This window comes from Pseudomonas sp. PvP028 (genome assembly GCF_017832255.1).
In the GTDB taxonomy this organism is placed as follows: domain Bacteria; phylum Pseudomonadota; class Gammaproteobacteria; order Pseudomonadales; family Pseudomonadaceae; genus Aquipseudomonas; species Aquipseudomonas syringae.
Window position 1 is genome coordinate 4676258 of the sequence record NZ_JAFIBL010000001.1, and the last position, 26522, is coordinate 4702779.

18 protein-coding genes and 1 pseudogene are annotated in these 26522 nt (G+C 54.0%); 6 read left to right on the forward strand and 13 right to left on the reverse strand.

What is annotated here, in order from left to right:
• Entirely contained in the window at positions 1–459 is a 459-nt protein-coding gene (locus tag JOE34_RS20015; protein ID WP_032661464.1) for a metallophosphoesterase family protein, read from the forward strand.
• Between the two features lie 173 nt (positions 460–632).
• Here the strand turns inward: JOE34_RS20015 and JOE34_RS20020 are convergent, their stop codons facing one another.
• The 13 genes from JOE34_RS20020 to tssA form a co-directional block, all read right to left on the reverse strand.
• Entirely contained in the window at positions 633–761 is a 129-nt protein-coding gene (locus JOE34_RS20020) for an acetyltransferase (RefSeq protein ID WP_209996498.1), read from the reverse strand.
• 59 nt (positions 762–820) lie between these two features.
• Positions 821–4324, reverse strand: a complete 3504-nt coding sequence (tssM, locus tag JOE34_RS20025) for a type VI secretion system membrane subunit TssM (protein ID WP_046266636.1) — start codon at positions 4322–4324, stop codon at positions 821–823.
• 13 nt (positions 4325–4337) lie between these two features.
• Complete coding sequence (icmH, locus tag JOE34_RS20030) at positions 4338–5225, reverse strand: type IVB secretion system protein IcmH/DotU (protein ID WP_024661667.1); 888 nt, start codon at positions 5223–5225, stop codon at positions 4338–4340.
• Positions 5207–6538 carry a type VI secretion system baseplate subunit TssK gene (tssK, locus tag JOE34_RS20035; protein ID WP_003318358.1) on the reverse strand — a complete coding sequence of 444 codons (1332 nt, stop codon included), beginning with the start codon at positions 6536–6538 and terminating at the stop codon, positions 5207–5209. The genes icmH and tssK overlap by 19 nt, the downstream gene beginning before the upstream one ends.
• Positions 6535–7044, reverse strand: coding sequence for a type VI secretion system lipoprotein TssJ (gene tssJ, locus JOE34_RS20040; protein WP_010410989.1), 510 nt, complete (start codon positions 7042–7044; stop codon positions 6535–6537). The genes tssK and tssJ overlap by 4 nt, the downstream gene beginning before the upstream one ends.
• A 271-nt stretch (positions 7045–7315) precedes the next feature.
• Positions 7316–8845: a sigma-54-dependent Fis family transcriptional regulator gene (locus tag JOE34_RS20045; protein ID WP_046266635.1), complete on the reverse strand. Its 1530-nt coding sequence runs from the start codon at positions 8843–8845 to the stop codon at positions 7316–7318.
• Between the two features lies 1 nt (position 8846).
• A complete protein-coding gene (gene tssH / locus JOE34_RS20050; protein ID WP_017278258.1) occupies positions 8847–11438 on the reverse strand; it encodes a type VI secretion system ATPase TssH in 2592 nt (863 codons plus the stop codon).
• 9 nt (positions 11439–11447) lie between these two features.
• A complete protein-coding gene (gene tssG, locus JOE34_RS20055; RefSeq protein WP_010410959.1) occupies positions 11448–12455 on the reverse strand; it encodes a type VI secretion system baseplate subunit TssG in 1008 nt (335 codons plus the stop codon).
• Entirely contained in the window at positions 12419–14206 is a 1788-nt protein-coding gene (tssF, locus tag JOE34_RS20060; RefSeq protein WP_010410956.1) for a type VI secretion system baseplate subunit TssF, read from the reverse strand. Before tssF ends, tssG begins: the two co-directional genes overlap by 37 nt.
• A 97-nt stretch (positions 14207–14303) precedes the next feature.
• The gene (gene tssE, locus JOE34_RS20065) at positions 14304–14714 is read right to left on the reverse strand and encodes a type VI secretion system baseplate subunit TssE (RefSeq protein WP_010410954.1); all 411 of its coding nucleotides are present in this window, start codon (positions 14712–14714) and stop codon (positions 14304–14306) included.
• An 11-nt stretch (positions 14715–14725) separates the two neighbouring features.
• Positions 14726–16201 carry a type VI secretion system contractile sheath large subunit gene (gene tssC / locus JOE34_RS20070; RefSeq protein WP_010410950.1) on the reverse strand — a complete coding sequence of 492 codons (1476 nt, stop codon included), beginning with the start codon at positions 16199–16201 and terminating at the stop codon, positions 14726–14728.
• Positions 16202–16229: 28 nt separating this feature from the next.
• Positions 16230–16730: a type VI secretion system contractile sheath small subunit gene (tssB, locus tag JOE34_RS20075; RefSeq protein ID WP_003318346.1), complete on the reverse strand. Its 501-nt coding sequence runs from the start codon at positions 16728–16730 to the stop codon at positions 16230–16232.
• 31 nt (positions 16731–16761) lie between these two features.
• A complete protein-coding gene (tssA, locus tag JOE34_RS20080) occupies positions 16762–18312 on the reverse strand; it encodes a type VI secretion system protein TssA (protein ID WP_010410941.1) in 1551 nt (516 codons plus the stop codon).
• A gap of 601 nt (positions 18313–18913) precedes the next feature.
• Between tssA and JOE34_RS20085 the strand changes: the two genes are divergently transcribed.
• The 5 genes and pseudogenes from JOE34_RS20085 (at position 18914) to JOE34_RS25995 (ending at position 26479) form a co-directional block, all read left to right on the forward strand.
• Entirely contained in the window at positions 18914–19432 is a 519-nt protein-coding gene (locus JOE34_RS20085) for an Hcp family type VI secretion system effector (protein WP_010410937.1), read from the forward strand.
• A 71-nt stretch (positions 19433–19503) separates the two neighbouring features.
• Entirely contained in the window at positions 19504–21534 is a 2031-nt protein-coding gene (tssI, locus tag JOE34_RS20090; protein WP_046266655.1) for a type VI secretion system tip protein TssI/VgrG, read from the forward strand.
• On the forward strand, positions 21531–22412 hold the full coding sequence (locus JOE34_RS20095; RefSeq protein ID WP_046266633.1) for a DUF4123 domain-containing protein: 882 nt from the start codon (positions 21531–21533) through the stop codon (positions 22410–22412). Before tssI ends, JOE34_RS20095 begins: the two co-directional genes overlap by 4 nt.
• A complete protein-coding gene (locus JOE34_RS20100) occupies positions 22402–25800 on the forward strand; it encodes a toxin VasX (protein WP_209996500.1) in 3399 nt (1132 codons plus the stop codon). Before JOE34_RS20095 ends, JOE34_RS20100 begins: the two co-directional genes overlap by 11 nt.
• Positions 25797–26479 (forward strand): annotated as a pseudogene (locus JOE34_RS25995) (permease). Before JOE34_RS20100 ends, JOE34_RS25995 begins: the two are co-directional and overlap by 4 nt.
• Positions 26480–26522 lie beyond the last annotated feature (43 nt).

Consider the following 26522-nt stretch of genomic DNA (forward strand, 5'->3'; position numbering starts at 1 on the left):
ATGAAAGTTGGTGTGATTTCCGACACCCACGGACTGCTCCGTCCTGAAGCCATCGCTGCGCTACAGGGCTGCGCACAGATCATCCATGCCGGTGACATCGGCAGCCAGGACATCGTCGAGCAACTGACCGCCATCGCCCCCCTGCACATCGTGCGCGGCAACAACGACATGGATGCAGACTGGGCAACCCCCATTGCCGATCACTTGCGCTTCGAGATCGAGGGCTGGCAAATCCTGCTGGTCCACGACATCGCCGACGTTCCAGCGCTATTGAATGACAGCGTGAAACTGGTCGTGACCGGCCATTCACACAAACCCCTCATCGACTGGCGCGGCGACACGCTGTATCTGAACCCTGGCAGCGCCGGGCGGCGGCGTTTCAAACTGCCGGTGACGCTGGCGCTGCTTGAGGTGAGCGCGGATGCGATTGAGCCGAGTCTGGTGCAGTTGGTCGACTGAAAACAGGGCTAACGCTGAGTATTTCTTCACGCAAAAAACAGGGTTTCGATCACGGCGATTATCGTCCCCACGCTCCGCATGAGAATGCCGTTAGTGACGCTCCGCGCCCCCCTGAACGCAAGACTCATCCCTGTACCGATAAACGCTCCAAGTGCCAATGCAACACAGGACCTCTAAAGATCCTGCGACATCAGATAATGCTCCTTGCCCCACGCCTCAATACGCTCCAGCACCCGCCAACTGCGCTTGGCGTAGAACCTTTGCTGATCATGGGTATGCGGCCATGCCGATGGACCTTGCATAGCTGCAAAGTCATGCAAGGCCCTTTCTATTAATCAGCATTACAGTTCATTAACTGGCATTAAAGCTGCGCAGGCATACGAAAATCGCGCAACGCACTCATATCAAACGGATTGGGTGCCCGCTGGCTCGACAAAAGATAGTTGGCGCGCATACCGCCCACGTCGGCCTTGAGCAGCAGAACATCGCGCCCTTTCAAAGGCTCGGTCTGCATCAGCTCCAGAAGGCGAAACAGCGACCAGGGACCGGTGTTTTTTTCAATCCCCAGTGGCCTGCCAACCATCCCTTCCATCACCAGACTCGTACGCCCCTCTTCAGCATCAGCAGGCCATTTGAACAAGGTCGGAACGATGGGGCCATGCCGATACTCCAGTGACTGCTCGCCTAGCCGGAACTCTGCGCGGAGAACATTTGGGTCGAGCGTATAGGGTTCAAGGAAAAACTGCACCTGCGGTTCTGGCGTACGATGGGCAAAGAAACTTTTGCGGATTCGATGCACACCCGCCATCTGATCCAGATACGCACGGCTCATGGGCAGGCTGTAGCCGTCAATGCTGCGCAGTTTGTATCGCCCCGGATCACCATTGACGAAAGGTTTCAGGTAATTATCAAAGAAGCGCTCGGCTATCCCCTGCGAGCCGAAGAACTCGCGAAAATCATTAAGCGCCACATCACTGCGGCTGTGTGCATGAAACGGATAGCGCTTGTCGAGAGACTGCTCGTAGAAACTGTAAAGCTCGGCCTTGTAGCGCTGGTTGAGGTACCGATGAGACTGATACAGCACGAAGCTCCAGGTGTCCTCCGCAAGCGTATTGAACAACCCGCCCAGAGGCTGCGCCAGACCGGTCGCCGCGTTGCGCAGGTTGCTCAGTGCATCCCGCTGTCCAGACATCCGTCCCTTTGCCATTTCGTAGGCAGCAAGATCGGGCTGACCTGAGCGCCCCAAAGCAGCCATTTGCATCTGCAACTCATTGATCGCGTTCAATGCGGCAATCAGTTCGGGAGTCGGACCATTATCCCCGTCCAGTAAACGGTGTAAGGGATCAAAACGGCGCTGCAACGATTTCTTTGCCGTCCCGGGCAGACTGACGGTCACCGTCTGCTCAACTTTATCGCCAATCGCGGCCACCTGAGTAACTGGCGATGGTCGCGATACAGCCTTATCAGCTTCAGCCTTCATTGCGTCGAGACTGTCTGCAAGGACCGGAAAAAGAGTGTTGTCACGTACTTCGATCAGTAATTGCAACAACGGTGAATGGGCTGCCGTCAGCCCGGCCATCTGCACAGCAGCCGCACCAGGCCCCTCGAAGGGTTGCAGCGAAACCCGTCCGATCGCTTCGGCCCAATAATCGGCATAATCCCGGAAATAGAGCTTTTCCAGCTCGACCATCAGCACCCGCAGCTGTTGTGCATCGAACTGCGCGCCTTCACCCAGAACCCAGTTGTCATGCATGAGTTCGGTCACTAAACCCGTGCCACGAGTGACGAAATACTGCTCATAACCATGGCGGGTGTAGAGCCCGGGAATTCGGTAGTCAGTACCCGCCAGTAAACCTGCCTGAGGGCCGACGTGGTGGGCCAGACTGTAGTCCGGGAGTGTACTTGCCCTTTCGCGCAATACTCGATAAACGACGCTGGCAAAGGACTCGTTGCGCAGAACCTGTCGAGCCTGTGCCACTAGCGCGTCGTTTACAGGGTAGGCAAAGGACTGAGCAAGCAGACGTTCGAAATGCTGAGTCAGCTGGTTCTGAGCCTGCGCATGACCGACATAACGAACTGACCAGTCGGTCGCTACCCACGCTTTCAGCGCAGAGGGTTCCCGGTGCTCGTCCTTGACCAGCATCAGGTAGGCACGCAGGCTATCCAGCAACTGCTCGCGATCCCCCAGACTAGCCATTATGCGCGCCTCGATCATGTGGGCCACGCGCGGCAGCAACTGCCTCTGCAGCTCCGCATGATAGGTGCGCCTCAGAACATCGTTGGCAGGCTTGCCCTGATAGAGGCCACTGCGTTCATACAGCCCGACCTCATCGCCTTCCGGAAATACGCGAGCCGCCAGATAAAGCGTGTTCAAGCTATCAAGGACCGTCAGCAGATCGTCCTCGGCGCCCAGTGATGATCTTTGGTGCGCCCATTGCTCGCCCAGAATACGCAGCCTTTCCAGCCGATCATGATTGGCACTGAAACCGGTCGCCCACAGCACACCGAACACAGACAAGAACAACAACGCCGCGCAACACATACCCCGCTGACGCCACTGAATCTTTCGGCGTGCTGTTTTATCGAAAATCGCGAGATCGGCCTCAGGGAAAATCACATGCCGTAGCAGATCATGAATAAACCGAGCTTTCCCGAGATAGCGGTTCGGTGATCCAGTGTCGCTTTCCCTGTCAGAGGGCTGATCATTCTGAAGAAATTGCGGCGCTCGGGTCAGGTAAAATCCACGAAACTGACTGGCACGCTGATAGCGATTTCCGGAAAATGCCAGCTCGACAAAGACGCTCAGTCGATACGCGATGCCTCCAAGCTGGTTGGGGAACTCAAGCATTTCGCCACGGCGTCGGCTGTCCCGCTCCTGATGAATGCGAGTGATAACCTGACTGCCAAGGCGTTGCAGCAAGGCATCGAACGCCGTGCCAAGAACATCGACGTCACTGCCTTGCTCGCCCTGCCGGAACGTAGTGCCCAGGACCTGTTCACTTTCTTCCCGGGAGAGTTGATCGAAAAAGGCGTCGAAGCCTGCAACCGAGTCGGCTTTGGTCAGTACCAGGTAAACCGGCACATCGACATGCAACTGATGAAATATGTCGTCCAGGCGAGCCCGCACGTCTTCGGCGATTTTCTCCAGACGCTTGTCGTGCTCGTCAAACAAAGTGTCGACTGGCAGTGTTACCAGCACCCCGCTGAGTGGATGCGCGCGGTGGCGGCCTCGCAACAACTCCAATAACGTGGTCCATGCACTGCCGTCGACCTCGGGCACGGGCTGCTCAAGATAGCGCCCGGATGTGTCCAGCAGAACTGCCTGCTCAGTGAAATACCAGCCACAACTACTGGTGCTGCGCATATCGTGCGTCAACCTGCGCCCGCGCCTGTCCAAGGGAAAATCGAGCCCGGAAAAATCCAGCAGACTGGTCTTGCCGCTACCTTTGGGGCCGATCACTGCATACCATGGCAGCTCATTCCGGCCCCGAGTACCCAATACGCCGTACAGGTCCGAATCCTTGAGCACGCGCAAGGCATCCCTGAACCGCCACACAAGTTCCAGGCGCTCTTTTTCTACCGCGACAGTTCTACGCAGATGTTCCTGGCCTGCCGGGCTTTCCTCCTTCTGCCTTTTCTGCAAGCCGCTGCGCCAGTTGAGAAATACAACCCCGAGGCCCCAAATCAGCAACAACATACTGATAGTCGCCAGGCGCACAACGGGACTCTCCCAGAACCGGTTATCGGCCATCGCCAGCAAGGGCCCGAATATCCAGATACAGGCAGCCAGCGTCAGTACCAATAGCAGCGACCAGAACCAGCTGCTGCCCAATAGCGTCATGAGTTTTTTTAACAAGATTTTCACTGCATTTCTCATTTCAAGACCGCCGCTCGATGACTACCGCATCCGCTGACTGATAAGGCCTGAGTACGGCCTCACGCTGCTCGCCGAGTACCCAGGCAAATCCGCAATACAGCGCGGTCAGGCTTATAGCGGTGAACAACACAATCAGCCACGCAGGCATAATGCGCAGCCGGTCGGCTGCGCCGGAGCGTGCGCCCTGCCAGTGAGGTGAAAGCGTTCGCGAAACGTCGCCTTTTACGTGTTTTATCTGCAGATAGAGGTTATGCCGGATATCTTCCAGCTCGTTGCCATTGCGACGATGGGAGCGGTACTTCCCCTCAAAACCGAGTGCCAGGCACAGGTACATCAACTCGAGCATCGAGAGATGCCTGAAAGCGTTTGCGGAGAGCTTTTCAAGCAGTTGAAAGAATTTTTCGCCGCCGAAGGTCTCCTTGTGAAAGCGGCTTAGCAGACTGATCTTCGACCAGTCACTCTGGCTACCCCAAACGGTGTTCAGCACAGCTTCATCCACTACCGTACACAGCACATAGCGCGCGGCCAGCAGTTGATCGTTTGCTATCGCGTTTCGCCTTGCCCTGGCTTCGAACAGTTTCACCTGGTCGGAAAGCTGTACGTTCAGAAGATGGATATCCCCAACGTCATCTGCTGCGCCCAGCTTTGCCACCTGAGCCAGCAGTTCGCTGGCTGCAGCAACCAGTGGATTGACGTGGCTACCGGCCTTTCTTTCCGATACTCGCCGAGTGCTGCAGAGCAACTGCTCCTGCAGACCTTCGAAAAGATTCGTGTGGTGGGTGTCGGTGAAGTAGCCGCTTCCCGACGCGGTATTGTCCCGGTCGAACGCAGCATGATCTTCGAGACCGCTTTGCACATCCGCCACCCTGTTCAATTTCTGATCGCCCAGAACTGCAGTTCAAGACCGGGAAACTCCCCTGATACATGGAAAGCGAACCCTCCCGACTGATCGATCCCGGTCTGCTCCCGGTCATCGACATCGAGAATGAAATAGCTCTTGGCAGCATGAAACGGTATTTGCCGAGGCGCCACAGGCAGAGGCCTGATGCGTAAGCCTGGCAAATGCAGGCTCACCAACTCGCGAATACGTTCTACCGAACCGACTTTAAGATGCGAAGGCAGTCGCAAACGCAGTTCTTCAGCATCGCAATCTGCACGGGCAGCAATAATGAATGAGGCATCCCCCAATAGCTCACGATCCACCCGAGGCGAAACCAGAACTCCGTATTGTCGAGGCTGCAACTCCAGTTCCTGAGCCTGCTGTTCGAGAACCATCGACAGCATCTGCCGAATCTCGAACATTACGCCTCTGAATGTGCCGCCCTGGTCATTGTGCTGATAAGTAACCTCCAATCGAGGACGTCTGCTTTCACCGCCAAATGTCGATAACTCGCCCAACAGCGACAGCAGTGCGCGGTATAGCTCTTCAGGGTGGAGGCTTCGAATATTGAGATAGTGTTGAAAAACCAATGCATTGCGATTGACAAGCTGCAACATCATCAAATCACTTGCCTCTGCGCCACTGGCCTGACCACGAACACCGATACGTTCGGCAATCACGTCCCCACGGTGATTCAGCAGACCTGCCACTTCCCTCAGGCACGACATCACATATCGGGAACCGCTGGCGTTGATAAAGGCAGGTGAAAACTCGAGGTCCAGCGAAAGCGACTTGTCAGGACTGCAGATCAGAATGTGGCAGACCTTAAGCATGCTGTAGGTGTGCTCTCCCTGGGGCTCCCCCATAAACAATCGGAACTCTGGTCGGGCGCACAAAACTGGCGTGGAACGGTCTTCACCCGCGTTTGAATCGCGGATGCTCGTTGAGTAGCTTGTAAACCGTGCGACCACATCCGGCTGTTCGTGACTGCGCGACTCAATGCAATTACCTGCCATGATCGGCAGTGCCAGGTACACCGACACGTTTGAAGTATTGGGAGGAATATCCAGCGCCAAAGGACTTTCATGGCCGCGTATATCGAAGACACTGCCATCCGGCAGGATGCCCGAGGCCTGGGCAATCACGATCTGCCCTGAACCCAGAAATTGCGGATCAGTTTCCAGGGCTGTAAAGCCCCAGTTGTAGGCGCCTGCCAATCGAGTCCGAATCCGCAACTGATCGTCATAGTAACGATCATGATGCTGAAAGTGCTGCGGGCGAAGCAGCATGCCTTCCTGCCAGACAACCTTGTGCGAATTCATAGCGACTTTCCTGTGCGTGTTGGTCTGTCTGCCAGTTGAAGGCCGGAATCCCCCAATACGAAAACAGCACTGTTCTGTTGGTTGGGGAAGATTTGAATCACCTGACGCCAGCGGGTCTCGGACACGTTGCGGTAAGCCGCGAGCACCGCGACATAACGACTGCTGTCGTCGAGTTTCAGCTTCAACTCAATACTGTCGCCGGGACGAAGTTGGAACTCTTCACTGGCCACCAGATCATTTCCCAGCACCTGCCCGGTACGTTTATAAAGCGAGAGAAAATCCATGCTCTCAAACGTGACGGGACGCCGAAGTTCAAGCAGCTTGAAAACAACCGGAGACGGTCTGCCATTCACATCGGGATTCAGTCGATCATCCGCGTTCAGTCTGATATCCAGACGTGTTTGCGTTGAGTACGGCGATAGTGCGGAGCAACCCGAGATCAAAATCAGGAGTACTATCAGTACCTTTTGGAAGACTCGGGTAACACAAGAGCTCACCGAGATCATTTCTGAAAATCCTGACGCAGGGCCGCAATCGAAAAAGCATGCGACGCTGGCATCTCTTTTTCATGCACCGAATCCTGACGCAACGCATTCAGTGGGATAGAGGGTTCTGGACTGCCCAGCGCGCGGTATTGATCATCACTGAACTTGAAATGACCTTTGCACCCTCCGAGGCAAATCAGCGCAACGAATGTGATAGGCACAGTGCGCCAACAATGAAAGTTCATTGGAACGTCTCCAGACAAGAAATTAACTAAACGTGATTATTGAATGGCTAGGTACGCCGTCCATGAGCAGCACCGATCTTCAGATGTGCCAGGCGATAAAGCAGCGTGCGCCGCGACACCCCCAACGTGCGTGCTGCAAGGCTCCGGTTACCGCCGCTATCGCGCAGACTCTCAAGCAGAACGCCACGCTCGAACTGTTCGATGCGCTCACGCAGAGAAAAACCAACCGGATGGCTTGGCGAGTCGGCGGCAACGGGAAAATGTTCCGATCGCAACTCCCCGTCTTCACATAACAATACTGCACGCTCGACGAATCCCTTCAGCTCTCGAACGTTTCCAGGGAAGGCATAACCCGATAACGCACTCAACGCGGCTTCCGACCACTGCACAGGCTCTCGCCGTGAATTCTGGCAAGCTATGCCGGAGAAATGCCGGGCCAGTATTTCGATGTCTTCCACGCGATGACGTAGCGGAGGAAGCTCGATAGGGAACTGCGCCAAGCGGTAATAGAGGTCTTCTCGAAAGCGCCCTTCGGCGACCAATGTCGGTAGATGGCGATGAGTCGCCGCGATGATTCGCACATCCACCTTACGAACGTCGTTGCCGCCCAGTGGACGAATCTCGCCCTCCTGCAAGACACGCAAAAGCTTTGCCTGTAATTGCAGCGGCATATCGCCAATTTCGTCGAGTACCAGCGTACCGCCATCAGCTGCGTCGAACAGGCCAAGCCGATCACGATCGGCGCCGGTAAACGCGCCTTTGCGATAACCGAAGAGTTCGCTTTCCAGAAGCGCTTCTGGAAAGGCGGCGCAATTCTGTACCACGAGCGCGTTGGAGCGACGAGGCCCGTGTTCGTGAATGGCACGAGACACTATCTCCTTGCCTGTACCGGTCTCACCGGTCAGCAACACTGTGCAGGTACTGTCGAGAATCTTGCTCAGCAGATGGGTGGTTCGATCCAGGGCAGCGCTACGCCCTATAAGTCCAAAGCGCTCTGCCTGCAGGGCGCACCTGCGCGGATGAAGCCTCGCGCCCACTGGCCCGGCTGATGAATGCAGAACGGATAATTGAGAAATCACAAACGACCCTAGCGCGCCCAGGGATTCTGCGTAGCCTTCCAACTCTCCAGAATGCCTGCTCACACAGACCAGCACCCCGACAGTTGTCCGCTCACGATTGTGCAGCGGAACGCACAGCAGTGATTTCCACTCTTGCGCCTGTACCGGTAAAAAGCGGGTTCCGTAAAGACTGCTGCTGATTTTCGGCACGCTGACAACCCGGTTCTGAAGCAGACAGAACTGCAGTAAAGGCTCGTCCCGATAGTCTTTAAGTGAAGTCGTTTCCTGGTCAGGCTGAATGACGCTGTCGATGGCTTGCGCAGCAAGGCAGAGGCGCTTATGGCTCGCGTCGAGCAGAAACAACTGGCTTGCCTGACAGTTACTGAGCTCGGCAGCAGATAGTACAAAATCATGCTGCAACGACTGGCTGTCGGCTGATCGGGAAAGCGCCGAGTATCGCGAAACCAATGTTTGCGCATAGCCTAATGGGTCGTGTAGCGAATGAAAGGACGAGACCACCTTATTCGAACTCACAGACAACACCACCTGAACTGTCCAGTGTTGCGTGAACCCTGACGACCTTGTCACCACGGCTCATGGCGCCAAGTAAATGGTCTGCTATCAAAGGGGTCAGACCGGACTCCAGTAACTGATCGATCAGCCGGGCGCCGCTGTCGTCTTGCGTACACTGTTCAAGCAGATGACAAACCAGATCATGCGAATGGCTGAAGGTCAGGCCACGGGATTGAAGTCTCTCGCCAAGACGAACCAGTTTTAGCTCGACCAGTTCACGCAGCGCCGACCCCATGATCGGGTAATAAGGCACAACCCGCATTCTAGCCAGCAATGCCGGTTTGAAATGCGCACTCAGTATCGGTTTCAGCCTGGTTTTCAGTTCTGTGACATCAGGTCGTCTGCCCTCGTGGCAGCTTGCATGGATCAGATCGGCACCCAGGTTGGAGGTCATCAGAATGAGTGTGTTGCGGAAATCGATTTCCCGGCCCTCTCCGTCATTGGCCGTGCCTTTATCGAAAATCTGGTAGAACAGATTCAGTACATCCGGATGAGCCTTCTCCACCTCATCGAGCAGAATGACTGAATACGGTTTGCATCGAACGGCATCGGTCAACATGCCCCCTTCGCCATAACCAACATAGCCCGGAGGAGCGCCGATCAATCGGGAAACGGTATGCTTCTCCTGAAATTCGGACATGTTGATCGTCGTGAGAAAACGCTCGCCGCCATATAACAGGTCAGCCAGAACAATGGCTGTTTCCGTCTTGCCCACTCCGCTGGGTCCGACCAGAAGAAATACGCCTGTTGGGGCACCGGGTGCATTCAAATCCGCAGCCGATGCCCGGACTGCCTTTTCAATGGTCAGCATCGCCGGCTCCTGACCCCGGATGCGCATACGCAGTTCTGAGGAAAAGCTGTTGATTGCCGGGCTGTGCTCCTGAGCCAGACGCGATACAGGAATCCCGGTCCAGCCACCCACTACTTCAGCTATCAGCCTGGGGCATACTTCAAAGCTCACGAGACGGTCGTTCAGTTGAGTATCGCTCAAGGTCTGTCTAACCTGGGTCAACTCGGACTCGAGCGCGCGTATGGACTCACACCCACTCGCCTCAGCCGACTGTGCTGCTCGTTCAGCCAGTTGTTTGCGCAATTCCAGCAGACGCTCGACGACTGCCCGTTGATCAGCCCACCTACACTCCAGCGCTACAGCCTCGCTCTGCAGCCGTGACAGATCGGCAGCCAGCGTATCCAATGCCTTGTCATCAACCGACAGACCGGCATTGGCATCACGCAGCACTGCGTCGAACTGCCTCTGCTGACGCGCCATCTCGCTTCGTAGATATTCAAGACGCTCCGGCACGGCGACCAGACCGATTCGTGCTCGAGCGCAAGCTGTATCAAGCAGATCGATTGCCTTGTCCGGCAACTGTCGCTCGGTGATATAGCGCGCCGAAAGCCGGGCGGCGGCGACTACAGCATCATCGCGCAGATAGACACCATGAGTACGTTCATATAGCGGAGCAAGCCCGCGCAGAATAGTGATGGCCTGCTCTACTGTAGGCTCCAGCACCCGGACCGGTTGAAAGCGACGTGCAAGCGCCGGATCCTTTTCAAAATATTGTCTGTACTCGGCCCACGTCGTCGCTGCAATTGTCCGTAACTCGCCGCGTGCCAACGCCGGTTTCAACAGATTGGCCGCATCCGAACCACCCGCCTGCGCGCCGGCGCCGATGAGTGTGTGGGCTTCATCGATGAAAAGAATAACCGGCCTGGATGAGGATTTGACCTCGTCAATTACGCCCTTCAAACGACGCTCGAACTCGCCCTTGATACTGGCACCCGCCTGGAGCAGCCCCATATCCAGAGACAGTAATTCAATGTTTTCCAATAGATCGGGGACTTCCCCGTGAACGATTTTAAGCGCCAGCCCTTCGACAACCGCAGTCTTGCCGACACCCGCCTCGCCCACCACAATGGGGTTGTTCTTGCGTCGACGAGACAGGATATCGATCATCTGACGCAGACAGTCATCACGGCACAGCACAGGATCGAGCAACCCCTCCCTGGCCTGCTGCGTCAGGTTATGAGTGAAGCGTTCGAGCAGCGAATCACATTGATTCACTGACGGTTTTGTTACCTCCGGCATCTGTTCGGCAAGGGCATGATCGCGAAAGCGCTCGATATTAATCTTCGCCAATAATGGCTGGTATGGACGGTCGGCGTAGCGCAAGGGATTACGCAGCAAGGCAAGAATCAACGCAGACTGATCAATCAGGCTTTGGCCCAGATCCAGATTGGCAATCAACAGCGCGTCCTGAAGCCATTGAACAAGTTCAGCAGAAAACGCCGGGCTCCGGGTAGCACTTTGCTCGACTGGCGGGTGAAGAAACCCTGCAAGTTCGTCAGCCCCAACCTCGGCGTCCAGTAGCGCACGGGCAAGCATTCCATCAGGTCTTTCCAACAGGGCAAGCAACAGGTCTTCAACCAGAATTTTGCTGCTGCCTCTCGAAACGCATCGTTCGGCCGTTCCCTCCAGTTCTCCGCGTGTAGGCGCATCGAGGGCATTGACGAGTTGCTGCAAATCTACATCGATCATGAGTCGTCCTTAATGTATCGGTCTGTTGAGCATGACCAGACCCAGGGCATGCTCGCGCCCGAGCCATGTGGTCCAGCCCAGGTGACAGGTGTTCGATTGGCCAATGCGCAGTTCTCTGATGTCTTCATGGCGCAGCTCAAGACAAACGTCGTAGTCCAAAGGGTCGCGCAATGTGAATCGGACAAGAGCGCCCAACGGACGGTAGCCAGGGCCGATGGGTAAAAATTCGTGGAACCGCTCCCAATCGAGTTCTTTCACGTGGACGCGGAACTTGCCACTCCGATCAGCGACCCGATTACCCAGCACAACAGTGCGTCCCAACTGATGATTGGTCACTCCAAGGCAATTAAGCTGAGAGCTGCGAACATCGACGGTTCGCTCAACGCACTGCTCGATAAACAGCTGAGCGTGCTTGAAGTAATAACGAAGCACCGACTCGATCAAGGCGGCCGAATGAGCGCGCAGGCTCAAAAGCCCCAGATAGGGCAACAGCCGTTTCCAGTTCAATTCGGGAGTTTCGCGAATGCGCTGCCCGTGCAGGCCGATCAGTGCAAACAGCTGTTCGGAAAACGGATCTGTCGCGCCACGGGTGAACATGGCGTGATAGCGATACTTGCGCCATACGGGGAGCATTAACATCTGCAATCGACGATTAAAGATATCCAGAAAATCGCGAGTCACATTAGGCTTGTCCCGCTCACCCAGGGCTTGTTCAGCATAAAAAGCAGGTAATGGAGAGCCGGAACCGACCAGGCTCATCACATTTAGATCAAGTCGTACGTGCAACTGACCCTGCTCGTAAAAAAGCTCCATGCATTCAATATCACTGCCCGGAAATCCAAGACCCGGATTTGCCCGCAAATCGAGAAAATCATGAACGCGGCGCTCATCCATATCGGGATGGATTTCACGCAAAATATTGAGAATCAGCGGTATCGCCTGATAAACAGAGTATCGCCGTATGTCCTGACTCAGCCTGGCTAAAGCAGCGGTTGCATACCCATGCGCGGTGCCCATTCGTATCCTCCACCTTGTGTGCTCTTTACATGCAGTTCGTGAAAGGAATTCAGGCTCGCGTAGAGCGCAAAGAATTCGTTGAGGACGGAGGCGAACAAGAACAAGCTGCCCTCCCCTGCAAAGCCGTCAGGTTCGACGGTCAACTCCGTCCTGACTCCCCTTACAGGCAGCCCGTCATGCAGGTAGTCGATATGTTGGTGCCGAATGGACTTCAACCCGCCCAGGAGATGCTTGCTGACTTTCTCTGCCTGCGAATCGTAATACCGAGGCAAATCGTACGTTTCGAGAATCACTTTCAGTGCTTCGATATTTTCGAGCGACAAGTAGTTGAGCGACATGTTGCTGATCACACGCCAGAAAAAATCCCCGTTCATGGGTGGCGCAAATGTTTTTGTGGCAGGCGATATATTTCTGAAACGCAAAAAGTCAGGGGTCCCCTCACATGGTTTACATAGGCCTCCTGCCTTGATGTGCCACGGAAGGTCACCGTTAGTGCATGTCATTTCAATAGACATTGTCTCGTCAGTTCGCCCCGCTCGAAGACCGAAGCTTAAAAATGTATCGAGACCCTTGTGTTGCAGGGAAGTACGATGCCTCACGCTGTAGTAAGGCGAGTTACTATCCACATCGACCGCAGCGTCATGTTCAAACGATTCAAAGGGTACGTAATTCTGATAGCCCAGCCCTCCAGGCTGCCAGCCAACAACCTTATCGACCGAGTACACACCACAACCGCCGTGTGCGTAATGCGCAGGAATGAGCAGATATTCGTCCTGCCGGGCATCCGCAAGAATGGGCAAGGCATCCTGTTTGAACAGGTTCACGACCGGCGTGCAGTAAAGCTTGATGTTTTCGAGGGTAGGACGAAGGAGTTGCATGTCCTTTCCTTGCACATCAAAAACAAGTTGTAGCCCGCGCGCGCGCTTCAGCAGATCGTCAGTCAATGAGTGAATGACATCGAAACCGAGAACATCGACAAAAAGAAACTTCTCAGGGAAAAAGAAATACTCTTGCAGGTAGCGATAGCCCCGAAAGGTATTTAGTGGGTAGGGAATCAACGACTCCTCTTCAGCGAAGCCTACAGGTTTCACTTGCTCCACAGGGATCATCAGTTCGATCGCTTTGCCTGAAGAGTTCAGTAACGGTTCGCCCATCGCATCAAGAGGCAATAATGTGATGCCCTTGAGCTTCTGCATCATCGCGAAGTAAATAGCTTGGCTGACGCGACGCTCACCCGCCAGGTGCAAGCGCAAATGACTGAACTTTACCTCGCCTAAATGGCTGTCTCCATTCATCGCCAGACACAGCTTCAGCGTTGTCCCGCTCCCGCTTGACGAACAATAGAGGTGAGTCAGTTTCAACGGTAATACCTGAGTGGCAAAGCAGGTACGGAAATGGCACACCTGATCATTCACTGGCTCGCTTTCTACAGGTGTTGCTCGCTCCACCACGAAACCCGGGCCGGAGCCGTCCAGAGCGTCAAACTGAAGCATGCTCACCGAGGGCAGAGGTCGAAGGTAATTGGGCCATAACAACTGCATGAGGGAGTGGGTCAGCTCAGGTAAGTCTTCATCCAGTTTTTGACGCAAACGGCCCGTCAGGAAAGCAACTCCCTCAAGTAAACGTTCTACGTCCGGGTCCTGGCCCGCCAGCCCTAAAAAAGGAGCCAACGCCGGATTACGTTCGGAAAACCGACGTCCAGACTCTCGAAGAGCCGTCAGTTCTTCTTGATAATAGTGGTTAAATGACACCGTTTTTTCTACCTGGCCGGTCGTAAATCGATAATGAAAAATCTGGGTGTAAAACTGTGGATAATCGGCGCACCGCTTCGCGAGGCGAAAAACTTACTCAAACAATGCTTATTTTGCCGTCGCCACCGAGCAGTGCAGAAAATCGAATGGACTTCTTTACACCTGCAATGTCCAGAGCCGCACCGATCGAGAATGTTCGCCTCAGCAGACAACCTTCGTATTCTTCCACCGTCACGTGAACATCGAACAATCGTGGTTCATATGTTCGAATCATCTTTTCGATGATCATGCGAGAGTGCCTCAGCGTATCGTCAAGGCTCAGCCCCATATTGTTCAAGTCAGGCAAACCATAATCAGGCAGCATCTTTACGCTACCGGCTCGCGTACCCAATATCTTGGTCAGATGAGCCGATATCAACATCATTAACTGCTCCTCTTTGTCAAAAGACTGCTGTTGCAGTACGTCACCTGCCAGGCGTTGAAAGAGGCTACCTTTTGGATTCATCATCAACAGATGATCTACTCTTTATCCATTTTGCCCACCAGCGACAGCGTAAAGTCAGCGCCCATGTATTTAAAATGAGGACGAACATTTAGACTGACCCGGTACCAGCCGGGATCACCCTCAACATCACTGACAATGACCTGTGCCGTGCGCAGCGGTCGTCTGCCACGCACTTCTGAACTCGGATTCTCCTGATCCGCAACGTACTGACGTATCCATTTGTTAAGCTGACTCTCCAGGTCCGCTCGCTCTTTCCAGGAACCTATCTGCTCTCTCTGCAGCACCTTGAGGTAATGTGCGAGGCGATTGACGATCATCATGTAGGGCAGTTGAGTGCCTAGCTTGTAATTAAGCTCGGCTATTTTCCCCTCTGGATTGTTGCCAAAAAACTTGGGCTTCTGTACTGAGCTGGCAGAAAAGAACGCTGCGTTGTCGCTGCCCTTGCGCATGGTTAATGCGATAAAGCCCTCTTCCGCCAGCTCGTATTCACGACGGTCAGACACCAGTACCTCAGTCGGAATCTTGGTCTCGATTTCACCCATGCTGTGGAAGTGGTGTAAAGGCAGGTCTTCAATAGCACCACCACTCAAAGGACCAATGATGTTGGGGCACCACCGAAATCTGGCGAAGCTGTCTGTCAGCTTGGTAGCAAATGCATAGGCCGTATTGCCCCACAAATAGTGCTCGTGGTCGTTCGAGACGTTTTCCTCATAGGCAAACGTCTTCACCGGATTTTCCTTCGGCCCGTAGGGGCTGCGTAAAAGAAAACGCGGTACTGTCAGTGCGAAATAACGCGCGTCTTCCCGCTGCCGAAAGCTTTGCCATTTAGCGAACTGCGGCCCTTCGAAGTGATCTTTCAGATCCTTTAGATCGGGCAGACCGGTGAACTGCTCAAGCCCGAAGAAATCGGGGCCCGCAGCCGCAACAAAAGGTGCATGCGCCATGCAGGCAACGCTTGAAACGTACTGCATGGTCTTGACATCGGGAGCGCTTGGCGAGAAGAAATAATTAGCAATGATCGCGCCCACGGGATTACCGCCAAACTGACCATATTCAGCGGTATAGACATGTTTGTAGAGGCCCGATTGAACCACTTCAGGCGAGTCTTCAAAATCGTCCAGAAGATCTTGCTTGGAAACACTTAACAACTCGATTTTTATATTTTCGCGGAAATCGGTTCTATCAATCAGTAACTGCAGCCCGCGCCATGATGCTTCCAACGCCTGAAATTCCGCATGATGGATGATCTCGTCCATCTGGCGACTCAGCTTGACGTCAATCTCGGTAATCATCCGATCAACCAGCGCTTTTTTGACTGGCTCATTGTTATTACGCGGTTTCAGCAGTTCTTCAATAAATGCAGCCACCCCTCGTTTGGCAATACCATAGGCGTCGTCACAAGGCTCTAATCGGGTATGTGCAATAATCTGATCGAGAATTCCATGGTGAAGCTCACTTGCATCGCGCTGCGGTATGGCTTTTGTGTTCATATGTTAATTCCTGACAATGGGTCCGATGTTACTGTTGCGCCGCGACATCCAGCCCAAGCTCATCCAGCACGTTCTTACGCGATGTTTCATCCGTAATGACCTGCTCGATGGCCTTACGAAAAGAAGGCATGTTCCCCAACGGCCCCTTGAGCGCCATGAGGGCGTTGCGCAGCTCCATCAACTTTTTAAGCTCAGGAATCTGTTCGACGAGACTGGCAGGGTTGAAGTCTTTCATCGAAGAGACCTTGATGCTGACAGTGAGATCGTTAGCCCCGCTTTCAGCCTGCAAGCGGTCAGGTACATTCAGTACCAGCTCAAGCTCCTGCTTCGCCAACACATCATCGAAATTGTTCTTATCGATACTGATTGATTTACGGTCCTCAAGCTTTCGCTCGTCCGCGCGCTGTATGAAATCGCCAAGAACCAGCAACTTAAGTGGCAGCTCTATTTCTTCCTGCGCGCCACCAACAGCAGGCTTGAACGTCACGTTGATCCGCTCTTTGGGCGCTACAGAGCCTTCTCTGGCCATTCCATTTCCCCTCAATTTATTAAACTGTACGTTAGCCATCAATAAATCTTTCAAGGTCGTGATGACACAACCTCTGGTAAATCACTTCTTTGCGCGCTGCTGCCTTATCGTTCAGCGCCGTTCGCTCGTAACAGCTATATAACAAGCGCGACACATCGAGGAAGATCGCGGGTTCCCATGCCGGGAGGCTTGCTGATTGGAGCTCCTGATCAAGATACTCAAGTTGAACCTTCGCCAACTCGTATTTGTTTGCATCGATACAGAGACGTGCGATGCATAGCTTGCAGAAAAATCGCTCTCGCCCTCCCTTTACACCATTCAAGCGATCATTCACTAATTGCACAGCGGCTTTCAGCCCTTTTTTCTGCAAAACCGGCAGTGCGTCGTGGTACAACGAGTTTCGCTCTGAGGCATCATGCTGACTTTCGCTGCCACACCCATTCCCGGCATAGACCTCGGCAGGCAGGATATAAGTGGTGATCCACTGTAATGTCTCCGCGTCTGCAAACGGCACACCGTCGTGAAACCGAAGTTCAACAAGGTCCGGAATGCGCTTTAAAAGCAAAGCAAACTGAGCTTCCACTTCGCGCATTGCCGCTTCGCCCCCCAGGGCTTTCAGACAGTTCCAGACCATTCGCTGACCATCAAACCAAAAAGGCGACCCTGCAAGACTTGCTTCAACATCCACAATAAGGTCTGCGTAAAGACCCTGTTCGAATCGCTCTTGATAGCTGCTCAATTTGTCAGCGGGCAACCTCCTTAACGGGGTTATTTTTTCACTGTTTCTTTCAGGAAGACTGTCCACTGCATACCAGGTCTGCGAGCGACCCAGGCGGAAAGCTCGCGGATCTGTGGTTTTCTGTTTAAGCCACCATCTGCAAAGGCTGCGTACCGAGTTCTCTTGCACACTTAACGTCCGCTGGGCGTCTTTCTCGTTGTCGATGTGAGAGTCACTTGAAAACAACTGGACCGCAGCCTGCTTGACACGCTCCACCACCTTGACAGGCTCTTTCTCAACTTGCTCAGCGCGCTGAATCATACGGGCGAGCCGTCTTCTCAACGGCAGCAGCAAAGGGGCATCACTTCCCATATATAGGTTAAATATCTCATCCAGGCCATCAAGCTGTCTGAGCAGTTGCTGGAATTCAGGAAGCTGGTGAGTAATAGAAGTATCTTCTCCCAGCGCCTTGTCGATTTTCAGCAAGAGCCATTGCATGACCGCTGAACGTGTTCGTAATTTTTGGGGATGAAAAAGCAGCCAATGCTCTTTGCACAAACAATTAATCAATTCCAGCCCCGCAGATAATCCCTTAACAGACTCGCATTCATATAGAGCCCACGCCAGCCAGCTGGCGACGCGCAGGTCTTTGGACTGATTTGAAAGGATATGTTTGCAGCCCTCTCTGATCCGCAGCCAGTCTACATTCACTTCCCCGAGAATGGCCTGTGCACCGCCCAACTCACGCTCCAAGGCTTCAAACGCCGTAGAAAAACGGATGTCTTCGCCTGCATAATCACCCGTTGCGACAGGATGCCGGGCCAGATCCAGATATCGAATAGAGAGCTTGTCTTTACTGGCCACTGCTCATATTCCCACACATCGTGCATTTCATTGTTAACGTTTTTTCCAACCACTCATAAAGCCAGACAGACCTTATCGCCATGAAAACCAGCAAGCAAGGTGACACCTGAAAGATATTAAACTTTCGGAAAATTCTTACAAACAAACGAAGAGAATACGTAGGAATGCATATAATTTATGTACCAAAACATTTAATAACCTAACTATCTATTGACCAAACACGCTATCACATGCTCATCAGAACACACATATATACTCGGCTTAAAACTCACCCAGGAGGCGCCATTAAACGGCCAGCAACCTTGCCAATAGCACGTACAAAATCCATGGCCTTCCGCACAAAAAGACCAGATATAAAAATATGGATATATTCGGATGGAATACTGGAAAGCTGCGCAAAAAAAGGAAAATAGTGCGCAGAAACTTGCGCAAGTCACTCGAAAAAACCCACAGCGAGCGGCACCCTTATATCCTTTCAAATGGCCAAACCAGCTGACAACACTGACTTAATATATACCTGGCACGTAACTTGTTATAGCGATGCTTCGACCTCCAAGCCGATTTGCTTGTGAGGCGTCACCGACTGTAAGGAAGGACGTTAATGCCTACACCCGCCTATATGACTGTCATAGACGTCAATCAGAAAATACTGACAGCAGGAGCTTTCACAGCAGACTCTGTCGGCAATGTCTATCAGGAAGGCCATGAAGATGAAGCAATAATCCAGGCATTCAGCCATAACATCATTACACCCTGTGATACGCAGTCAGGACAGCCTACTGGCCAACGCATTCATGGTCCTGCGTGTGTCACGAAAATTTTCGACAAGACCTCGCCATTGCTTCTGGAGGCTCTTTGCTCAGGCTCAACGCTAAGCACAGTCGAAATCAAGTGGTACCGGACGTCTATCGATGGCAAGCAGGAACACTATTACACCACCACCCTGGAGGATGCGGTCATCGTCAACATCAAGTCCTACATGCACAACTGCCAGGATCCGCAGAACTCGCACTTTGGACACCTGGAGGACGTTCAATTCAGCTATCGCAAAATAACCTGGGACCACGTAAAGGCCACTACTACCGGATCTGATGACTGGAGAAGTCCGAAGTCGGAATAACTCCGCTGCCCCGGCGGTTCGACAGAATCGGCGGGGTTTTTATAAACCGGCTAGACACGGTGGTCCCTATGATGCTGAACCCCACTGATCGACCTTATTTCAGCCTGAGCATCGACGGCCCTGAGCATGATTTTCAAATCCTTTCATTTATCGGCCATGAAGCTATCAATCAGCCCTTCTGTTTCAAGCTTGAGCTGGTCAGCGAGCGCGCTTCGCTGAATCTCGAAAGCCTGCTGAATTGCCCCGCATTTCTGCAGTACACATCAAGGGGCAACGGCATTCATGGAGTGATTGATCAGGTTTCCCAAGGCGATTCCGGCAGGCGTCTTACGCACTACTCAGTCACCTTGCGACCGAATCTGGCAAGGCTCAGGCATCGTACCAATCAGCGTATTTTCCAGAATCGAACAGTAAAGGAGATTATTGAGCAGGTACTGAAAGAACATCACCTGATAGGCGACGCCTACAGCTTCCAGCTCGGTATGACTTACCCCGAACGCGAATACTGCGTGCAGTATGGCGAGTCCGACCTGCACTTCATCCAGCGGCTTTGCGAAGAGGAAGGCCTGCACTACCACTTCAAACACAGCCACACAGCACATCAACTGGTGTTTGGTGACGACCAGACCGTATTTCCTAAACTAAATCCGGTTATCTATAAGCCGGACAGTGGCCTGGTACCGGGTAAGTCGGTCATCAAGCGCTTCAGGTTGCGCCTGGAAACACGTACAAACAGCGTTACTCATCGCGATTATCACTTTGAAAAACCACTTCTGAAAATGGAAGGCTCGGCATATGACGACGCCCGGCCGGAGCTGGAGCACTACGAATACCCGGGCGGCTTCATTCATCGGGATCGAGGAGCGCATCTGGCGAGCCGCGCACTTGAGCGCCATCGCCAGGATTACCGACTGGGCGATGGCCAAAGTGATCAACCCACCTTGGTCAGCGGCCATTTTCTGCCTTTGCGCGAGCACCCCAACGAGGAATGGAACGACCTGTGGCTGTTGACCGAAGTTCGTCATGAGGGCCGCCAGCCGCAGGGGCTTGAGGAGTCCGCCCATGCATTACAGAACAAGGGGGACTTTCATCAGGGCTATCGCAATACCTTTCTCGCTACGCCGTGGCCAGCCTCGTATCGCCCTCCCCGGCGTCATCCCAAGCCAAGAATATTCGGCAGCCAGACCGCTGTGGTCACCGGTCCGAAAGGTCAGGAAATACACTGCGACCGGCACGGCCGGGTCAAAGTACAGTTTCATTGGGACCGCGAGGGTCAGGCCAACGATCGCAGCAGCTGCTGGGTGAGGGTGTCGTCAGGTTGGGCCGGTCATCACTACGGCAGCATGGTTATCCCGCGAGTCGGTATGGAAGTACTGGTGACGTTCCTTGACGGTGACCCTGACCGTCCATTGGTCAGCGGCTGCCTGTATCACGCAGAGCACGTCCCGCCCTACGATCTGCCTGCACATCAGACGCGCAGTGTATTCAAGACCCTGAGCAGCCCCGGTGGCAATGGTTCCAACGAGCTGCGCATCGAAGACCGGGCCGGTCAGGAGCAGATCTACGTTCATGCCCAGCGCGACTGGGAGCAGAACATTGAGCACGAGCAGAAAATCCGGGTCGGTCATCATCGGCATGAGCGGATCGAAGGCAACAGCTACAGCGAGTTCAAGACCGAGGAACATCGGACTGTCGATGGCGACCGGCTGACCGAGGTAAAAGCGAGCGATCACGTCACGGTGGGCGGAACCCGGCACATCAAAGTGGGTGATGGATTACTGGCCCACGCCGGACAGGAAATCCACCTCAAAGCCGGTAACAAACTGATCATCGAGGCGGGGCTGGAAATCACGCTAAAAGCAGGCGGCTCCTTTATCAAGGTCGATGCCAGTGGCGTGACCGTGAACGGGTCTCAGATAAAGCTCAATTCGGGGGGCAGCCCCGGAAACGGCTCTGGAGCAAACCCGCTACTTCCGGGTAATGCAGAGCGACCAGAAGCTGGCGAATCAGGTGACATGCTTATCTCCGCACAGCGACAGGCAATGATACGCAGCCCATTGTGTAGCCAATGCTCGCAAGCCACAGAAGAACCGAAAAAATGAATCAAGCCAATTATCTGTTGATTGACGGAGTGCTGAGACCTGACGCCGTAAAACAGCTATACCAGTGCGACGAACCTATCGAGATCGCTCCGCTTTATCTCGGCACACGGTGGGCGGAGATCATGGATTTAGGCCCGGTACTTGTGCACGCGGATCATCCCTCCGAACTCATAGCGCAGTGGCATCGGCATCCTGAACAGCGTGTCGACGCCTGCATTTTTTTCAGCAATGCATCCTTGAAAATCGTATCTGAACATTTGCAGCGTTTCCTGAGCCCCCTTGATTATCTCGGTCATTCAAGTCTGCTGCGCTTCGCAGATCCGCTGGTGATGCACTACTGGCTATCGAGCTATGACCCTGAACATTTGAGCTCGACGCTAGGCCCCATCGATCAACTCTGGGTTCAGTCACCCCTGCGCAGCTGGCAACAAAACCTCGATCCAGCGATCACGACATTTGTTAACGAGCGTGCGCAAAAAGTCTATCGAGCGCATTTTCCTCTGGTGAGCGAACGTCAGTTGCAAGCCTTCGAAAGCTGCCATCGATGGCTATTCGAAGGGCGCCTATACGAATGGATCAAAAAGCAGGATCCGCTGGCCTTTCTGGGCCAGAGCGACGATCAAATCAAAATCTGGCTGAAGGGTGTTTTGGACAGCGCAATTGAGTGGGGGCTGGTCAGTGAATATGCATTGGCGACCTGGGCAGACATCTGCCACGACTGGGGTCTTGGCTTTGCGAGCTCGCCACAGGGCCACTACCAATCCTGGTGTACTCAACACCCCGAGCAACAGCGCTTGCCCCCGGAACTCCGCGTAAACGTACTCGATGAATACCGTCAGAAAGTTCGTATAGACAGGGATGCCACGCATGACCGATAAATCCGGCACACATTCGCAACAACGTGCTGCAACGTTCGCCAAGGTACCCGCCACGGCTACCAGTCTGTGCCCATTCCGAAAACCTGAAGTCGCCATCGTGCCAGTGCGCTATGCGCTGGATCGCTCCCGCTACGATGCCGCTCCCCAGAAACTGAAACCGCTACTCAAGGGCAGCCGCTGGGCGGTGATGCCGAAGCTGAAAACACGCAGCTATACCCTTAGCCAGCTGTATGACGGCTACGTGTATGTCTACGACGAAACTGCCGAAGTGTTGCATGAGTACGTGGTGTCAGCCGCCACTGGCAACCTGAGCCGTATTGTCTGGACCGATGCGCAGATCGGCAGTGACCGGCGAAGCGGTACCGACGATGGCAAACCCTTCTTGCTCTATCCGCGAAACAACCGGCTTCACATCGCCTTTTCCCCTCAGCAATGGACTTGGCGAATCTGCGAACACCTGCGCTCTAATCCGGCAAGCCGCGCGTCATGGATGAAAATGCTGGATCTGAAACGCTACTGCATGACCATGGCCGAGCCGGATACCTTGCCGTTGAACCGCATTGCCGAAGCGGTAGCGGACATCGACAAAGAGCATGTGGTTGATGATGGCCGCTTTGCAGACTCGGCGATTCCTGCTACTCGCCCGCCTTCGGATAGCGATGAAGGTAAGGCGCTGTTTTCACCAATCGGCGCTGACGTTTTCTGGCAGGGCAGCGTTGAAGATCAGGACAGCTCCCTGCTCATCGCCCTTGATGACCCGCTGGCCATTTTCAATGATCTGGGCATGCAACTGGCCGCCGATCAGGCCGCTTACCGCAACTGGCAAGCCGAGCACGAACACAAGATCCAGATCGCCCAGACTGTCACCGCACTGTGTGGCGCTGAAGGCGAACCGGAGAAATTGCCGGCATCGGTGCGCGGCAATGCCGCGCTTACCCATCAGTACCTGAGCGACGTCGAAGCCTATTTTGAACAATGCACGTTTGAACAAGAGCAGATCGGCAACAACACCGCTCCCGGTGGCGTGCTGTTGCTGCCGGATATTTTCAAAAGCCCGGAGATGCGCAGATCGATTGAAATGCGTTACGGCAGCGCGCCCTCCGACGAGGCCCTGCAAGCCTGGAAAGATCGCCACAAATGGCGGCGCGAGGTCGATCTGAGCGGTGCGCGCCAGTACCTTCAGCAGCACCTGCCAACCGGCGACACACTGCTGCAACAGCTGCGTGACACGCAAAGCGACTTTCGGCAATGGTCGACCTATCTGGGCACGGAACCGCTCAAGCTGTTTGTCGACCCCACACACCCTGAAAGCCTGCTTTATCTGCAAACGCTCATGCTTAACCTGCAGATCATTTACGCTCAGGACAACGCCGCCAGCGCCTGGCTCGCCGAGCAGGAAGCCAACGACAGCAGCCTGTTTGGCACCTTGCGCTACGGCTTCTCACCGGCGCTCAAACACGCGCTGCACCAGGAGGCCAACGCGCTGCTGAACGGCCTTGGCGACGTCACCAACCTGGCTACCCGCATCGGCGAACTCAACGGCACGCTCAATCATCAGGGCTTTGCCGATAAGCCGTGGATGAAGGCGCTGAAACACCCCGTTCAGGACACCTTCAAAGCCCTCGGCCAACTGGCCAGCAGCGCAGGCAAGGCAACGTTCGAAAGTATCCTGCTGGCCTGGGTGCCCATCGACAGCCGTCTGGCGGTGGGCAAGCAGCAGAACATCGTCGCACTGATTCGCACACTGTTGGTCGGCCAGATCCTGCTCGATTCAAAGGCCCGTATTGCGATCGATCACACCATGCTCGCGAAGCTGAAAAACTGGATCAGCGAATGGCGGGTACTCAACAAACAGATCAGTGATATCCGTCGCAGCTGGCTCTATCCAACCGCTTACAACCCCCGCAAAAGCATCGCCAGCCACCTGCGTGCCCTCGAGCAAAAGCTTCGCCTGCACGAACTGAGCATGCCCGCCCTACTCGACTTTCAGAACAACCAATACGCCAAGCAATTACAGGACGAGATTCGCCGGCACTTCCAGTCCGGCAAAACACTGGCCAAGGACTGGCTCGCTTCCGCCAAACGCTGGATCGACAACCTGGGCGGTATCGCGGGCTCGATCACCTGGGGCGTGATCATGCTCAACCTCATCAACACCGCCTTCACCTATCGCGACCTTACTCGGGACGGCGACTTCAGTGCCAAGGACATCGGCAAGGTGACCTATGGGTTGGGGTACAGCTTCAACCTGTTGATGGCGGTGTTTGTTGAAGCGCCGTGGGCGGTTATCAGGGATGCGACGCCGGTGCTGACCGATGGCAAGAATGTGGGGATTCTGGACAGGTCCAGTGCGTATTGGAAAGCCAAGGGAAATGCGGCGTGGAGTGATGCGATACGTGGGTTCCGGGTTTCGATGGTGGCTATGGGTGGGTTTGGGCTGGCGGCGGTTACGCTGGAACTATTTGATGTCACAAATGATTTTTACGCAGCGAAAACATCAGAGGAAAAAAACGCAATTATTGTAAAGGGCATTTCTATATTCGCAATGGGAGTAGGCTCAACTTTTCAAATGATGGCAGGGTTGTCCCCTGCAAGCACCTTCACAATTGTTGCGATGAGTCCATGGTTCAGTGTGGCGCTACTCGTAATAGGATCTATATATCTTTTTATTACGCTGGCTTTGAGTTATTTCAAGCAAGACAGTGTGGGCTGGTGGCTACGCAAGTGCTGTTGGTCGAGAACCCTAGACTATCGCTACCCCGAGACTGCGAAAGGCGAGAGTGAAGAAGTACGCGCATTGATGGAAATTCAATTGTCTCCACAGATTCATGTTAAAAGCACCGTGCATTATGAGAGTCGTTATCTTGGCAAAGGCGATTACTACAGCGTAGCGGTACAAAATGGCGCTGGAGTACAAGTACGCTTGCCAAAGCTGGTACGCGGGGAGTCCGTGCACTTCAACATCGTCAGCAGCAAGCGACCATGGGGCGTGTTACCTGTAGAAAAAATAGACGACCCACTGCATCAAGCTTTTCTGGACCGTGGGCAATTCAGGAAGGCTGAACAGTTCGGGACGCTTACCAACAATCCAGCTGGCAAGGCGAGTGAAGATTTCACCTATCCTCTCATGCCACCTGAAAATGAAGACCTCATCTGGGAAACCTGGTTACCGCTCGACAAGGACGCAACATATCTTGAGTTACAAATCTGGTACCCCAGCAATCTGATACATCTTGGCGAGGAGGATCGAGGCTATCTGTTTCAGATGGAGCTTGGCACAAAAGGCGAGACTGCTATCGATGGTTTGGCTGCTGTGGAGCTTGAAGTGAAGGCATCAAGCAGGATTGGCACACTGACTCTGGAAGTAGCAGAAGGTACACCTGTATGAATCAGCAAGAAAAAGCCTTGTGCCTGCCAAAAAGTAAAGACGTTCTGAACTGGAAGATCAAAACATTTGCGAGATCGCCTAGAGAAATGATGATAACTCAGTCCATATTCATTGCGATCTACATGACAGGAAGCACACTTTACATGTGGGGAGGCTGGATAATGTTTTCAGACAGCCTCTACTCATTAGTGGGCACGATACTCGCGCTTGCCGGAATTCTTGCTTATTACCTATGCCTCCTCATCCGCCAAAAAACCATCTACAACTACACCATCAAAACCGACAGAGCCCACCTCGAGTACTACCTCCACTACCCCGACTTCGCCTCTTCCTTTTTCAAAGGCATCGCCATCGCCGTGATCATGCTGTTCGTATTCGTAGCCATACTCACCGGCTCGCTGCTGTTCCTGGTAGGCCCCGTGGCCATGGCATTCATCGCAGCCATCAAGCTACTCAACTGGGAAAACCCCATCCACCACGAACAAAGCCTGCCATGGGGCGAGTACAACTTCGTCACTGTCGACCGCAAACGCTTGATGATCATCACGCACCGCACGGACGTCACTCTCGGCTTCGAGGCCCGCTTCCAGCACGAAGTACTGTTCAACAAGTACCTGAGCTTTCTCCACACCGTGCTCCCTCCACTGCCGAGTTCACCGAAAAAGCCTGGAAGTGGTAACACACCCAAGTTAACGTACATGCCGGAATTCAAGCCATACCCA

Bases quoted from the DNA above. Each gene is read 5' to 3' on its own strand.
- JOE34_RS20100 (WP_209996500.1), top strand. From the start codon at position 22,402: ATGACCGATAAATCCGGCACACATTCGCAACAACGTGCTGCAACGTTC.
- JOE34_RS20085 (WP_010410937.1), top strand. From the start codon at position 18,914: ATGCCTACACCCGCCTATATGACTGTCATAGACGTCAATCAGAAAATA.
- tssK (WP_003318358.1), bottom strand. From the start codon at position 6,538: ATGAATTCGCACAAGGTTGTCTGGCAGGAAGGCATGCTGCTTCGCCCG.
- tssJ (WP_010410989.1), bottom strand. From the start codon at position 7,044: ATGATCTCGGTGAGCTCTTGTGTTACCCGAGTCTTCCAAAAGGTACTG.
- tssG (WP_010410959.1), bottom strand. From the start codon at position 12,455: ATGGGCACCGCGCATGGGTATGCAACCGCTGCTTTAGCCAGGCTGAGT.
- JOE34_RS20020 (WP_209996498.1), bottom strand. From the start codon at position 761: ATGCAAGGTCCATCGGCATGGCCGCATACCCATGATCAGCAAAGGTTC.
- tssB (WP_003318346.1), bottom strand. From the start codon at position 16,730: ATGGCCAGAGAAGGCTCTGTAGCGCCCAAAGAGCGGATCAACGTGACG.
- tssC (WP_010410950.1), bottom strand. From the start codon at position 16,201: ATGAACACAAAAGCCATACCGCAGCGCGATGCAAGTGAGCTTCACCAT.
- JOE34_RS20095 (WP_046266633.1), top strand. From the start codon at position 21,531: ATGAATCAAGCCAATTATCTGTTGATTGACGGAGTGCTGAGACCTGAC.
- tssH (WP_017278258.1), bottom strand. From the start codon at position 11,438: ATGATCGATGTAGATTTGCAGCAACTCGTCAATGCCCTCGATGCGCCT.
- tssI (WP_046266655.1), top strand. From the start codon at position 19,504: ATGCTGAACCCCACTGATCGACCTTATTTCAGCCTGAGCATCGACGGC.
- JOE34_RS20015 (WP_032661464.1), top strand. From the start codon at position 1: ATGAAAGTTGGTGTGATTTCCGACACCCACGGACTGCTCCGTCCTGAA.
- tssE (WP_010410954.1), bottom strand. From the start codon at position 14,714: ATGATGAATCCAAAAGGTAGCCTCTTTCAACGCCTGGCAGGTGACGTA.